Annotated in this window: 10 protein-coding genes and 2 pseudogenes; 6 read left to right on the top strand and 6 right to left on the bottom strand. The window is 66.2% G+C overall.

Annotated elements, in window-relative coordinates:
- Positions 1–665: 665 nt before the first annotated feature.
- Positions 666–809 carry a hypothetical protein gene (locus CEB94_RS42425; protein WP_175436782.1) on the top strand — a complete coding sequence of 48 codons (144 nt, stop codon included), beginning with the start codon at positions 666–668 and terminating at the stop codon, positions 807–809.
- Here the strand turns inward: CEB94_RS42425 and CEB94_RS42420 are convergent.
- From CEB94_RS42420 to CEB94_RS41560, 4 genes and pseudogenes are all read right to left on the bottom strand, one after another.
- Positions 800–2,660, bottom strand: a pseudogene (locus CEB94_RS42420) (hypothetical protein); the annotation flags it as partial. The gene CEB94_RS42425 and the pseudogene CEB94_RS42420 overlap by 10 nt on opposite strands.
- Before the next feature lie 216 nt (positions 2,661–2,876).
- Positions 2,877–3,698, bottom strand: a complete 822-nt coding sequence (locus CEB94_RS41570; protein ID WP_246112096.1) for a LamG domain-containing protein — start codon at positions 3,696–3,698, stop codon at positions 2,877–2,879.
- Positions 3,698–3,901 (bottom strand): LamG-like jellyroll fold domain-containing protein, encoded by a 204-nt coding sequence (locus tag CEB94_RS41565; RefSeq protein WP_246112228.1) that lies wholly within the window; start codon positions 3,899–3,901, stop codon positions 3,698–3,700. The genes CEB94_RS41570 and CEB94_RS41565 overlap by 1 nt, the downstream gene beginning before the upstream one ends.
- Positions 3,902–3,973: 72 nt before the next feature.
- Positions 3,974–4,123 carry a hypothetical protein gene (locus CEB94_RS41560; RefSeq protein ID WP_246112095.1) on the bottom strand — a complete coding sequence of 50 codons (150 nt, stop codon included), beginning with the start codon at positions 4,121–4,123 and terminating at the stop codon, positions 3,974–3,976.
- Positions 4,124–4,997: 874 nt separating this feature from the next.
- On the opposite strand from CEB94_RS41560, the gene CEB94_RS40070 reads away from it, so the two are divergent.
- The 3 genes from CEB94_RS40070 (at position 4,998) to CEB94_RS40060 (ending at position 6,927) form a co-directional block, all read left to right on the top strand.
- Positions 4,998–5,627, top strand: coding sequence for an RICIN domain-containing protein (locus tag CEB94_RS40070; RefSeq protein ID WP_246112094.1), 630 nt, complete (start codon positions 4,998–5,000; stop codon positions 5,625–5,627).
- Positions 5,628–5,711: 84 nt separating this feature from the next.
- On the top strand, positions 5,712–6,293 hold the full coding sequence (locus tag CEB94_RS40065) for an RICIN domain-containing protein (protein ID WP_175436780.1): 582 nt from the start codon (positions 5,712–5,714) through the stop codon (positions 6,291–6,293).
- Between the two features lie 85 nt (positions 6,294–6,378).
- Entirely contained in the window at positions 6,379–6,927 is a 549-nt protein-coding gene (locus tag CEB94_RS40060; protein WP_175436779.1) for an RICIN domain-containing protein, read from the top strand.
- Positions 6,928–7,097: 170 nt separating this feature from the next.
- Here CEB94_RS40060 and CEB94_RS40055 read toward each other — a convergent pair whose 3' ends face one another.
- A complete protein-coding gene (locus tag CEB94_RS40055; protein WP_281292567.1) occupies positions 7,098–8,417 on the bottom strand; it encodes an acyltransferase family protein in 1,320 nt (439 codons plus the stop codon).
- Positions 8,418–8,684: 267 nt separating this feature from the next.
- Here CEB94_RS40055 and CEB94_RS40050 point away from each other — a divergent pair, with 267 nt between their 5' ends.
- Positions 8,685–9,248, top strand: a complete 564-nt coding sequence (locus CEB94_RS40050) for a DinB family protein (RefSeq protein ID WP_175436778.1) — start codon at positions 8,685–8,687, stop codon at positions 9,246–9,248.
- 11 nt (positions 9,249–9,259) lie between these two features.
- Here CEB94_RS40050 and CEB94_RS40045 read toward each other — a convergent pair whose 3' ends face one another.
- A complete protein-coding gene (locus CEB94_RS40045; RefSeq protein ID WP_246112093.1) occupies positions 9,260–9,835 on the bottom strand; it encodes a transposase family protein in 576 nt (191 codons plus the stop codon).
- Here CEB94_RS40045 and CEB94_RS40040 point away from each other — a divergent pair.
- Positions 9,765–13,225: pseudogene (locus CEB94_RS40040) on the top strand (laminin G domain-containing protein); the annotation flags it as partial. The gene CEB94_RS40045 and the pseudogene CEB94_RS40040 sit on opposite strands and share 71 nt — an antisense overlap.
- Positions 13,226–13,324 lie beyond the last annotated feature (99 nt).

Genomic DNA, 13,324 nt, shown 5'->3' with positions numbered 1-13,324 from the left:
CCAGCTTGGCCGGTGCGCCCGTCGCCACGAACGGATCGTCGGCCGGCAGCTCGAGTTCACTGCCGGTGGCCCTGTTCAGGCTGTCGTAGGCGGTGACGGTCTGGGTGTAGGGCTGGCCTGTTTTGCCGCCGACATAGCGGGTCGAGGACGTGGGCTGGCCCTTGAGGAGGGTGTCGTAGGTGTAGCCGGTGAGCTGGTTGGCGTCCGTCTTCGAGCCGGTCCAGGTGCCGGTGGGGCGGCCAAGTTCGTCGTAGGCGGTCAGGATCGTCTTGCCGCGCGAGTCCGTGGTCTTGATGACCTGATCGAGCGCGTTGTATTCGGTGGTCGCCTTGCCCTTGTCGGGGTCGTCGGCGCTGATTTGGCGGCCGAACAGGTCATAGCCGTAGGACCACTTGGCACCGTCGGGGCCGGTGATCGACTTTTGCTGGCCGTCCAGCCCGTAGATGAACTTGGTGGCCGCATAGGCGGCGCCGGGCCCGCTGCCGTAGTCGGGGTCGCCAGGCGTGTTGCTTGCGTACTGGCGGGTCTCGCTGGTGCGGCCGCGGATATCGCTGATCGTCCGCAGGGCCGAGCCGCCCTCGAGGGCGGTCGTCGCCACGGAATCACCGGTGTAGCTCGTGGTCGTGGACCACTTCTTGACGCCGTAGACGTACAAGGTATTGGTGGTGGCTCGGCCCGCCCCGTCGAAGAATGTCTCCGTCTGCGTGGGCGCTTCGCCGTACTCGGCGCGCGTGTACGTGCCGTTGGGGGTGCTGGTCGTGTCGAAGATGTCCGCGTACGTCTCGTACGCCAGACCGCGGCTGTCGTAGCGCGTGTCGGTCAGCAGCCGGCCGCCCTGCGGGGTCGGTACCTGGGTCTGCAGCGGGCGCAGGAGCGCGTCGTAGAGCGTGTAGCTGGTGTTGTAGGTGTCGCCGTCCCTCTTCAGGGTCGAAGTCGATACCCAAGAAGGCTTGGCGTTTTCCAGGTGGTAGGCGGAATTTGGTGTTCGGGTTCTGGCTGCCGCGGATGCGGTTGGGCAGCCATACCTCGGTCAGGCGGCCGAGCGCATCGTAGTTAAGCTCGCTCTTCTTTTGGTTGATGTCATAGCTACGCAGCGGCAGACCACGGCGAGGATCGAGGAAGCTGACAGCCTGGTACTGCTTGGGGTCGGTGGTGACTGTCTTGGTCACCGGGCCCGCTGTCGCGGGGGTGTAGGCGGTGGAGGTGGCATGTCCTGCCGCATCGGTGATGCTCGTCGGCCAGCCGAGGGCGTCGAAGGCCGTCTTGGTGACGGTCTGCCAGCCGTTCGGAGTTCGCTCGCCGTTGGTGTCGGCGGTCGCGGTGTAGCCGGTGGCGCGGCCGGTCCAAGTCGCCTCGCCCCTGGTGGGCTTCTGAGTGGCGGACCATACGGTGGCGTTCGAGTTGTCGTAGACGACGGCGGTGTGTGGAGTTGGTGCGCTCGGTGCTGGCACCGTCCAGCTTGTTGAGACCGAAGACGTACTTGGTGCCGTCCCCTGTGGTGACGGTCCAGTGCTCGCCGTTGTCGTCGCCGGTGGACCGGGTCACTTTGGAGGCATCGTCGTCCTCCAGCCGCCATTGCCCGTCGGTCTTGTCCTTGATCAGGCGGGTGGACTTGCCGTTCAGCACCAGACGCGCGTTGTCGTACTTCCAGCACAGGTCGAAGACGTCTGTGTGCCCGTCGTCGTCGCAGGATCCGTAGGAGCGCTCGATGTAGGACTCGGTCAGCGTGAATCCTTCGCCGACCGATGTGCCCTGGTTGTTCGTCGTTGCGGTCCGACCGTCGACGCTGCCCCCGAGTCGTACGACAGCGACAGCGGCGGTTTGGGACCGGCCGCCGCGGGCGGGAGGGTGAAGTCGTAGGACCAGGTGAAGGAACCGGAGCTGCCTCCCGCCTCCCACGCGGATGACGCCGACAGTGGCGTTGCGGAGTAGTCTCCCGCGCCCGTCGGCGACTGGCCGGACCCGGCGGAAGCCGCGGTGACGGCAAGAACGGTTGCTCCTGATGCCGCGGTGCCCGCGGCCTTCACCAGCTGAGTGGACTCACCGGATGGCTCCGCTGCCGCTAGACGCACCGTGGCCGAGATGTTCTGGGCCGCGAAATCGTTCTCCGATGCGAGCGGCTTCTGTGTGCGGCATTCCTTCTTCTGCGGAGTCGTCAGCGCACAGGCCGGCAACTGGACCAGGTGCAGCCGCTGGGACCAGTCACCGCCGACGGCGGACGCGAAGGAGCTGTAGTCGATACTCAGCTCGGCGGTGCCTACCTTGCCCGCCTCGGCGGTCAGCAGGACGCCGGTGACACCCGCCTTGTGGGCCGCTTTCTGGTTCAGCACGGTGACCCGTGCCTCGCCTGCAGCGACTTTGGCGGCGGAGCTCTGTGCGGGTGTGATTGTGACCGGGATGTCGCCGAGGGTGGTCTTTCCACGGTCGAGGGCGACCGTGGCCTGTGCGGACTTGGGCCAGCTAGCTCTTCGCTCTTGGGCGGCTCGCTTGGCCTGGGTGGCATTGGCCTTGCGTTCCTTCGCCACCTTGGCACGGGCCTTGCGTGCTCCGGGCCCGTCGAATGTCTCAACCTTACTCACCCGGGGCTTCGGCACGTCCGGCCGTCCCAGCCCGCCCGGCTGCGGTGCTGCCTGGGCTACCTGCGTCCAGCCCAGGGGCATCACCAACGCCAGAGCCAGCGACTGCACCAGCAAACGGCTGCCGCGCCGCCGTGTGACTCCTCCGCGCCGCCTGTTTGAGGTGCTTATACCAAAGGCCATCGTTCCGCCTGCCCAAGTCCCAATGAGTAGTTGGTAAGGCGCCGCAGACTGCGGCTGCTGTGTGTCACGAGGCCGGGACGGCTGCTGTGTGGCAGCCGTCCGCCCGCAAGCCCGGGTTCAGTCGCCCACGGCCTGCTCGATCTGCTCCCAGCCGGGCATCGCGCCGGCCCACACCCGTACCTCGGCGATACGTTCGGGCAGGTAGTGCTGCCACACGCCGCCCGTGAATCCCCTGCCTACGGCGAACTCGCCGGTGCCCAGCTTGGCGGTGAACGAGCGAGGTTCGTCGTTGCGTGCGCCGCCGAGGTAGAGGCTGACGGTGCCGTCCTGGGCGTCGAAGACGCCGGTCAGTCTGACCCTGCCGTCCATCAGCGCGCTCTCGTCGGACGACACCGCGCTGAACGTGCCGTCGGCGTTGAGTCGCCCGAACCGCCAGAAGCCGACGGGCACGGTCTTCTCCGTCAAGGTCTCCGGGTCGAGCACGGTCTGCTTGCCCGTCAGCTCGTACCACAGTCCCCAGGCGGATCCGTCCGCCGTGCGCTGCCCGACGACCTGGCCCTTGTAGCCAGCGTTCTTGCCGGCGAGCTTGTCCCCGTCGAGGGTGGCCAGCGCGGTGACGGTGAAGGATCCCGTGTCATCCACCAGCGGGCCGGGCACTGACGCTGAGTCGTCCACTCCGTCCAGAGTGATCTCCTCGCCGTTCAATGACGCTCCTCCGTTGAGGGTCATCTGGCGGCCGTAACCGGACAGTGTGTCGGGGATCGTGGTGCCGGTGCCCTGATCGGGACGCCAGCCGCCCACGAGCTCCACACCGGCAAAGTGCTCGGACGTCAGCAGCCGTGCCTCGTCCCTGACCTCTTGGTCGGTCAGCGTGCGCTGCCACACCGTCACCTCGTCGATGACGCCCTTGAAGTGGTCCACGTAGCTGTCGCCGAACATCACCCGGCCGATCTCCAGGTTTCCTCGGCCGACCAGGGCGTGCCGGCGTCCGCCGAGGCCTCACGCTTGCCGTTGACGAAGAGGTGGACCTTCTTGGCCGCCGTATCGTGCACAGCCGCCACATGGGTCCACACTCCCTTTGGGTGCGAGACCGAGGCCGCGGCTTCCCGGGTGAAGGTGCCATCGGTGGAGAACGCGCGGATGCTCCACTTGCCGCCGTAGGAGATGACGAACGGGCTGTACTTCTGGGTCCAGGGGCTTGCAGCCGTCGGCGTCTAGCTGAGCACGGAGACGGTCTGCGTCACGGACGGATCCACCCGCACCCAGGCCGCCACCGTGTACGACGAACGGGTCTCCAGCACCGGACCGGCCGTTGCCGCGTATCCATTACTGGTGCCGTCCAGCAACAGACCTGTGTCGGTCACCGCCTGGGCTAGCGGTTGGCCTTGGGCGTCATGGGTTAGCAGGCCCCGTCGTCCGCTGTGATGCCGCGCTGCCCCCGACGCGAGGGTGGCGTCGTCCTTGCCATCCTGCGTCGCCGAGTCGACAGCTGCACCGTTGCCGCACCACTCCGCTCTCCCGCCCGCCGCCCGTACCCGCCCGCCTCTCGCCGCCCGCGGGTTCCCGGACCCGGTACGGACGGCTGCCGGCCATCCTCCCAGACCTGCTTAGGTGCGCCGAACACGGGCGAGCAGTGGTGCGTTCGGCGGGACCGGCACGTCGTGCCGGTGGTGCTGCCCGGCGGCCGCGCAGGACACACAGATGGACGGTGTGCCGTGTAGCCCGGTGCAGATCCAGCAGGTACGGAAGCGCGACGCGGCCCGCTCAGCGAGGCACCCTGGCGGTGAAGAAGCAGCTGGACAAGAAGACCGCGAAGAAGGCCACGGCCAATAAAACGTCCGGGCGTCGGCCAGGTGCGCGGTGCGCGCGGTCGGGTCGATGCGCAGGTCTGCCACCTACAGGCGGCCTGGCCGAGCATCTGGCGTTTGAGCATCTTGATCCGGTTGACGTGGCCTTCGACGACGCGGGAGCTCCAGAGGGTGAAGCCGGACGGGTGCAGGGGACCCTGGCCCAGGCACTAGTAGGTTCCCGAGCGGGCTGGGCCAATACAACATTTCGGCCAGGCGAAAGCTCCCCTGTGGTGCCGTGACAGACCTCGAGCCCTTCCTGCCACTCGAACATGCCCCCGTCAAGAAAGCGCTTTCAGCCTAAGTGATCGAACGATCTAGCGATTCCCTCTCGCTCTCTGGTTGAGTACTCCCGGCGACGACGAGCCAACCTAAAGTGAAGGAATGCAACGTGCGTAAGAGACACAACAGGAACATCGTCGCTGCGATGATGGCCGGTACGCTGATGGCGGCAGTCAGCCCTGCGATCGCTAGCGCTCAGTCGCCGCAGGACAGCGACGCGAAGCCCGTGCCGATCCTCAAGGCCTCCGCCTCTGCGGGGATTCAGGACTTCGCCCGCGCCGAGTCGCCTCGGAGCAGCGAGCCGGCACCCCAGAAGGTAGCGGTGACTACGGCTCGGCTCGTGAACCTCAAGTCCGGGAAGGCGTTGCAGGCTGTCAGTACCGCCAACGGAGCAAGGGTCGTCCAGCAGCCCACGACCAGTGGCCAGGGGTTGCAGATCTGGGAGGTCTACCTCTTCGGCGACTACTACACCTTCGAGAACCAGGCGGCGGGGCGGAACCTCGGCATCAATGGTGCGAGCACTTCTGCCGGCGCGGCGGCTATCACGGCAACTCCGTCCGGCGACCTCAACCAAGACTGGTTCGCAGACTGGAATGGCTACGGCGGAGAGTATTTCGCCATGGTGAGCCGCAAGAGCGGCCTGTGTCTTGGCATCACGGGCGCCAGCACCGCCAACGGCGCTGCGGCCGCCCAGTTCCCCTGCGATGACTCGGCCAACCAGGGCTGGGCGATGCATTAGCAAGCCCACCGGGAGACCCCAGCCATCAGGTTTACCTGGCGTCGTCACTTACGACGGCACCCCAACGCCAAGAGGAGACATCACATGCGCACATCGCGCGCCAGGAAAGTCATCGTCGCAGGCGCCGTGGTCGGAGCGTTGATGGCCGTCACCAGTCCGGCGATCGCCTCCGCATCGCCGACGGACCGCGTCTCGGCCCCAACTCCCCTGCCGCTGTCGAGCCTCAAGGACCGGTCAGTTGCCGCCAAGACCGTCGGGCTCAGGAACGTAAAGTCCGGGAAGTACCTGCAGCCCACAAGTAACAGCACTGCCAACGGAGCCAGAGTCGTTCAGCAGCCGGGAAACGACCAGAACTCCTCGCAGCACTGGAACATGATCCAGGACGGCGACCTCTTCAGCTTCGAGAACGGTCGCGCGGGCAAAAACCTGGGGGTCGACGGCGCTAGCACCCAAGCCGGCGCTGCGGCCATCATCGCGAATCCGTCCGGCGACGCCAACCAGGACTGGCTGATCGTCCCCACGAGTGGGGACCGGGGCGCACTGCAGAACCGTAAGAGCCACCTGTGCCTGGGCATATCGGGTGCGAGCACCACGAACGGCGCACAGGCCGCCCAGTTTGCATGTGATGGGTCGAGCAACCAACAGTGGCAGCTCATCGTGCTGTGATCAATCCGGCTGCGCCACCCGGCCACATGCCCCTCTTGGCCTAACGGGCCGTCAGCACTGATTCCTACACAAGGAGAAGATTGTCATGCGCGCAACACGAACTGCAGCCGCCGTCTCGGCGATCCTGGCGGGAGCGCTGCTGGCCGCGGCCAGCCCTGCGATCGCTCTCACCCCGGCGCCCCACAGTGGTGAACCGGCGCCGAAGCGTGCCCTCGCCACCATCAAGATCAAGAACTACAAGTCCGGGAAGTACCTGGCGGCCGTGAGTTCCGCCAACGGGGCAAAGGTCGTCCAGAAGTCCAGCAGCGACAGCTACCTGCAGCGATGGGAAACCATCCTGACCGAGGGCGGTACCACGTACAGCTGGGAGAACTGGCAGTCGAAGTTGAACCTCGGTATCGACCGCGCCAGTACTTCAGCTGGGGCGGCGGCCATCACGGCAACTCCGTCCGGCGACCTTAACCAGGACTGGGACAGGGTCTGGGAGGACTACGGCCCGGACGGCCACGCAATCAAGAATCGCAAGAGCGGCATGTGCCTGGGTGTCTCCGGCGCCAGCACCGCCGACGGTGCGCAGGTAGCCCAGTTCCCCTGTGACGGATCCGCCAACCAGGGCTGGATCATAGTTCCATAGTGGTCGAACGGTCAGCGGGGAGGTCTCCCCATCGCGTGTGCTGACGCACAGGGGGAGCTGGCTCCTTCGGAGCCGTGGATCCTCTTCGCGACATGCACTTGCTACGCAGGTGGCCCCGGGCCCATCTGGACCCGGGGCCACCTGCCTTCCATAAAGGATCAAGCACGCTCTCAGCCCGGCGGGAGTTGCGGCTGAATGCGCCGTGCCACCCGTCGGCCCCACGCTTGCCCTGGAGCCTCGATGCAACGGTAGGTCAGCCATGACAGCGGCAGAAGCACGGCGTAGAAGGCCAACTCGAGCAAGGGCGCGTCCTGTCGCCACCGGCCGATCGTTCCGTCGGTGACTGCGAGCAGGACAGGATGGACCAGGTAGACCGAGTAGCTGATCGTGCCCAGCCAGGTCAGCCAGCGCGGTATCACACGTCGGCGAACAGCCAGGCCGACACCGAAGGTGAGCACGGCCAGGAGAAACGCCGCTATCCATCCGCGCCGTGTGAAGTTGGCCCCGTCACCATAGTGATAGGCAGCACCTACAGCGCAGGCCACCACCACGGTCGCGGCGCAGGCTACGGACTTCCAGGAGCTCTGACCGTGCTCGGCTCGATAGACGGCGGTGCCGAGGAACATCACGGCGAGAATCACCAGCCCCTCCCACGCGGGAACTGTGCTGTTGAAGGTCACCAGCACGAGGGCCAACAGCCCGCCGAGCACACCGCCGGCCAGGCGCGGGGCGGCTGACGTCGAGCTGGCGCAGCAGATGGCGACGACCATGGCGATGGCGGTCACAGCTATCAGCAGGTTGGAGCCGATCGCATTAGAGAGGGCGGACACGGACAGAGTGCTGAGCGCTGTCACGCTCACTGCGGCGAGTACGCCCAGGGTCAAGGCAACCGCTGCTGACTTGTGATGAAGGCGGAGCGAAAAGAGAGCGACGACCAGCAGGTAGAAGGCCATCTCATATGAGAGCGTCCACAGGACAAGAAGAAGGTTGGGCGTCCCTAACAGTTCTTGGAAAAGGGTGAAGTGAGCGGCCATGGCCGCAGCGACACTCTGTCCGTCGAAGTCGCGGATCTGCGCAACCCCGAGCAGGTTGGCGGCGAGGACCGCAGTGACGACAGCCGCCCACAACGGGTAGATGCGGAAGATGCGTCCGACCCAGAAGGTCCGGACACATCCTCGCCGCTCCAGCGAGGCGGGAATGATGTAACCGCTCACGAGAAAGAACACCATGATGCCGTACCGGCTGGTGTTGAACTCTGGCATCAACTCGCGCCGGAACTCCGCCATGAAGGCGTACGACGAATGATCGAACACCACGACGAGCGCCGCGATGCCGCGCAATGCATCCAACCATCCAAGCCTTGATGGACGGGCCGACGCCCCGGATGCGGGTAGTCGTGCAGGTGCAGAAGGTAACGGCTTCAGCGCAGGCTCAACACCGTGGGGGGCTTCCATACCCACCTTCACGTTCAGCGCCTCGCCGATGTTCAACCAGGGAGTCTTCGCCATCTTCGAACGTGCAGGTCGGAAGCTCTGGCGTGGCGCTCGCTCGGGATATTCATGCTGCTCGGGCGGGAGTCTGCGGTCTTGATCACCCGTCATGTCATCGGTCGAGGCTGAGCCGCTCGCGGCGGCGCGGCCCGAAGGGCACATCAGGCCCCAGCGTCATCTCCTGGTGCGGTACGTCTCGCGGCCCACGGCCGGCGACGGCGTCCGCGAGGGGCGCAGCCAGGCTTCCGTTGTATGTAGTGTGCGGAAATGACAAGAAGCGAGCGACTCGCGGACCAGTTGGACTGGTACTGGAGCAAGAACCTGCGGCCACGGCTGGAGGGTCTTACCGACGAGGAGTACTTCTGGGAGCCGGTGCGCGGCTGCTGGAGCATCCGCCCATGTGGCACGTCGGCCGCACCGATGTCGGAAGGTTCGGGGGTATGGACGATGGACTTCGCGTCCCCTGCCCCGGTGCCTGCGCCGGTGACCACGATTGCCTGGCGGCTGGCGCACATCATCGTCTCCTGCCTGGGCTATCGGGTCGGATGGCACTTCGGCGGCCAGGACCTCGAGTCCCAGGCATTCGCCTACGCGGGGACCGCTGACGATGCGCTAAAACAGCTCGATGAGATGTATGGGAGATGGAACGCGGGGGTCCGCGAGCTCTCGGACGCTGACCTGGACAATCCGCCCACGGTGGGTCCCGAGCGGTTTCCCATGGAGAACAGGGTCCTGCACGTCAACAGGGAGCTGATCCATCACGGCGCCGAGATTTCCCTGCTGCGCGACCTCTACCGCTGGCAGGACGGAGCCGTACCGCGCCGAATTTGACTGATCATCTGTCAGCGTGAGAGCTCGAGGTTCGAGAGGACCAGGAGAGCGCGCAAAAGGTCGGTGGCGCGAGCGGGGTCGGTGCGGAGTTTGGTGAGGATGCGCCAGGTCTTCAGGTGCGCGAAGCCGTGTTCGACGGGAGCGCGTGCGGCGGCGAGGACCCGGTTGGCCTGCTTCTCGCCGGGGGTGAGCTTGCGGGCGCGGGTGGCCTCGTAGCCGGTGACGATCACCGGGTCGTCGCTGTCGTCGGTGAGGCCGAGGAAGCCAAGGTCGGCCAGGGCGCCGAGGCCGGCCGCGCGCAGGTGAGTGAGGATGTGGTCGCGGCGGGCGGCGGTGATGTCGTGAGTGCGGCCGGGACGGGCCGCGGAGATCCAGCTCAGGCGGCCGTTCTCGTCGGTCAGGGCGAGGAAGTGCAGGCCATGACGGCGGTGTTTGCCGGAGTAGTTGGGCCGGTTCGTGGTGCCGGTGCGGCGGACGGTGGGGATCAGGGTGCCGTCGATGAGGACGACCTCGCCACAGCAAAAGGACGGGTGGGGGCCGGTTGATCCCGTCCTGGAGCGCCGGCCTGACGGCCGGATCGCCCCCAAGGGTGCGGTGGTCGATCTGTCGTTCTCCGGCGGTGGTTCCGGCTCTGACATGCTTCGGATGAGCAAGGACGGCCGGTCGATCACCCTTGGCTGGACCGATGCGTTGCCCGAGCCGACCCTGAACGGTGCAACAGCCACGTACCCCAATGTTTTGGACGGGGTGGATCTGCAACTGACGGCGACCGCGGAGGGGTACCGCGAGGTACTCGTCGTGAAGACGCCCGAGGCCGCCCGCAACCCCGAGCTCGAGCAGGTCAAGCTCACCGCAACCGGAGACGGGCTAGCTGTGGTTCCGGGGGCCGGTGGCGGTCTGCGGGCAGTTGACGAGGACGGCAATGCCCTCTTCCGCGGGCCGGCCGGGCAGATGTGGGATTCGGCCGGTGACGACGCCGAGTCCGGACCGCAGACCCAGCTCGTGGCAGCCGAGAGTGAGGCGGCTGTGAAGGAGCCCAAGGAGGACGATCCTTCACAGCCCGGCGAGGGTGATGCCAGCACGGTACTGCCGGTCAAGGTGGAGAACGATACCGTCGCTGCCACCCCGACCTTGACCTGTTGCGTGGCGAGGACACCGTCTACCCGGTCTACATCGACCCCTCCGTCGGCCTGGGCGCCCAGGAGCGTACGAAGATCTCATCCGATGGTGACAAGTTCTGGATGTTCGACGGCGACAAGGGCGTCGGCAAGTGCGGTACTGCTGACGGTTATTCATGCGGCGCTGGCTACATCGACCGCATGTACTTCGAGTTCGCGCCGACGAAGCTCGCGGGCAAGTACGTGTTGGACGCCACCTTCCGGGCCCGCGAAACTTGGTCGTACAACTGCAATCCCTACTGGGTGGACCTGGAGCGCACCGACAACATCTCCGAGGGCACCCGGTGGCCGGGCCCGAAACAGCTGGACCAAATGGGTGACCGGTACGTCTCCGCCGGCCGCGGCGGCCTCTGCACGCCCGATCAGCCCGACGCCTGGATCGAGTTCAACGACAACCCCGACGAGGCGGACGAAAATCTGAAGAACACCGTCCGCTCGTTCGCCGACGGCAAGATCAGCCGCCTGACACTGATGCTGCGGGCCAAGGACGAGAGCGAGCCGCGCGCCTGGAAGCGGTTTGATGACAACGCCGAACTTCAGGTCACCTTCGCTTACAAGCCCGGCATGCCCACCGACGTCGGCATCATCCCGGGCGACGGCAGCACCGCCTACTGCAAGAAGTCTTCGAGTGACCCGCTGGTCGTCACCCGCAAGGACCCGATCGCGCAGGCCCGCGTCCAGACGCAGGTCGAGTCAAACAAGGGTGCGGAGGAAGGATCTCTGCAAGCCGAGTACGTCGTGGAGCGCGGAGACGACGCGGCCTGGCATCAGGTGTGGAGTGGCCACATGCCGGACACGGGCTGGCACCCGGACGGCACACTGGAAAAGCTACGTATGAGCGAGCGCGCCGATGGCGGTCTCTACCGCTACAAGGCGCGAACCCAGTCTCACTGGTCCTATGCGGGCAAAACCGGTGACTTGTTCTCCTCTTACAGCTCATGGTGCTACTTCAAGATCGACTCGTCCGCGCCCAAGGCGCCCCGCATCACTGCCGGTTCGCCGTACACCGAGTGCACAGCGACCCTGTGTGAAGGCCGGGGAGGGCCGGGAGTACCCGGATCCTTCACCTTCCAGCCGAACACCGCTGACATCAAGTCCAACGGCGCCACCGACGTAACAGCCTACGAGTGGAAACTGCTGTCCACGGCGGCCAAGCCGGTCGCAGGCAGCCTCAAGGTCACGGTCTCAAGCGTGACCCCACCACTCTCGGGCACCCAAGTCCTGTCGGTCCGGGCCAAGGACGTCTATAACCGTTGGGGGGCATACCAGGAATTTGTGTTCAAGGTTGCTCCCGCCCAGGGCGAGGTGGGCCGCTGGCACCTGGACGGCGTACCTGGCTCTGGAACCATGACCGCCAAGGACACCGCCACGGTGGGGACCCGCCACGACGCGACCCTGGTGGGGGAGGCAGGGACCGGCTGGTCGACCAGGGCCCGGCGTGGTGAGGCGGACTATTCGCTGCGGTTGAACGACGACACCACCGACCCGGCTCAGCAGACCGGCTACGCCGCCACGTCCGCTCCTGCAGTCAACACACGGGATTCCTTCACCGTCTCGGCCTGGGTGCAGTTGACCAGTGCCTCAGCCAACCGGGTGGTGCTGTCCGCGCCCGGCGCACACGGCAGTTCCTTCGCCCTGTACTACTCCGCCGCCTACAAGAAGTGGGTGTTCAACCGCACGGACAAGGATGAGGCCAGCCCGGTGTACATCCGGGCGCAGGCAGACCAGGAGAACCCGCCGCTGAACGTGTGGACACACGTGGCGGGCGTCTTCAAGACGGAAGGCGACGACAATCTCCCCGACACCGACCCCGCCAACGACACCATCCAACTGTTCATCAACGGCCGACCCCAAGGCCAGCCCGTGAACCTGTCCAAGACGGCGTCCACGTACACGCCGTGGACCGCGACAGGGGGGCTGCAATTCGGCCGAGCCAAGGCGAGCGGTACCTACGGCGACTACTACTTCGGTCTGCTCGACGAAGTGGCCGTCTGGCAGCGTTCCCTGCAACCGTCCGAGCTGGTCGAGGAAGCCAGCCTCGAGCAGGACGGTGTGCCAGCCAATGAATTGGTCGCCCACTGGGACGCCACCACGGCCACGGGTACCCAGATCGGTGAAGCCACGCCCTACCCGCCATCCGCGATGGTCCTGTCTGGCACCGGTGCCACACTGAACCCGGAAGACAACACGCTGGTCCTCGACGGAACGTCCGGACACGCCGCCACGACCGGGCCGGCCGTCGACGAAACCGGCTCCTTCACAGTGTCGGCGAGCGTCTCGCTGAACTCCGCAGCCCTCGCCTCCAAGCCGGTCGGCTACAAGGCACAGGTGGCCGCCCAGCGCCTGGGCGGGCAATCCTCCTGGTCTCTATGGGCGGTGAAGCTCGCGGACGGCGTCTATCAGTGGAAGTTCACCCGCACAGCGGTGGGCGCGGACGGCAGGGTCACCCAGAGCGCCGAGGCGCCGGCCGCCGACGTGGCCGAGACCGATACGCAGGTACAGATCACGGGCACGTTCGACGCACAAGAGACCGTGGAGTGGACCGACCCGTCCGATGGAACAACCGAGGTCCGCTACGGCAAGCTCCATTTGTACGTCGGCGCGGCTGATCAGGTGTCCGACGGGACAGCCGGGTTCACGGTCCCCCAGCAGGGCAGTGGCGAGCTGAGCCTGGGCCGAGGAACCAATGCAGGCAGCACTGGCAACTACCTGCCCGGACGCCTGCAGGATCTGCGGATCTGGACCGGAGCCATGACGGCCGACCAGGTTCGCTCCCAGATCCTGCCCGCCGACATCTGACATTTCGCACCCAAGCCGGTGCTGGGCGGCCCGCGTACACCCGCCCAGCACCGACAGGTACGCGTTGGCCATTTCTCTCCTCTGTCTCACCGGCACGCG

This window comes from Streptomyces hawaiiensis, assembly GCF_004803895.1.
Lineage (GTDB): Bacteria > Actinomycetota > Actinomycetes > Streptomycetales > Streptomycetaceae > Streptomyces > Streptomyces hawaiiensis.
Note: the sequence above shows the minus strand (reverse complement) of the source record. Positions and strands in the feature narration are given on the sequence as shown.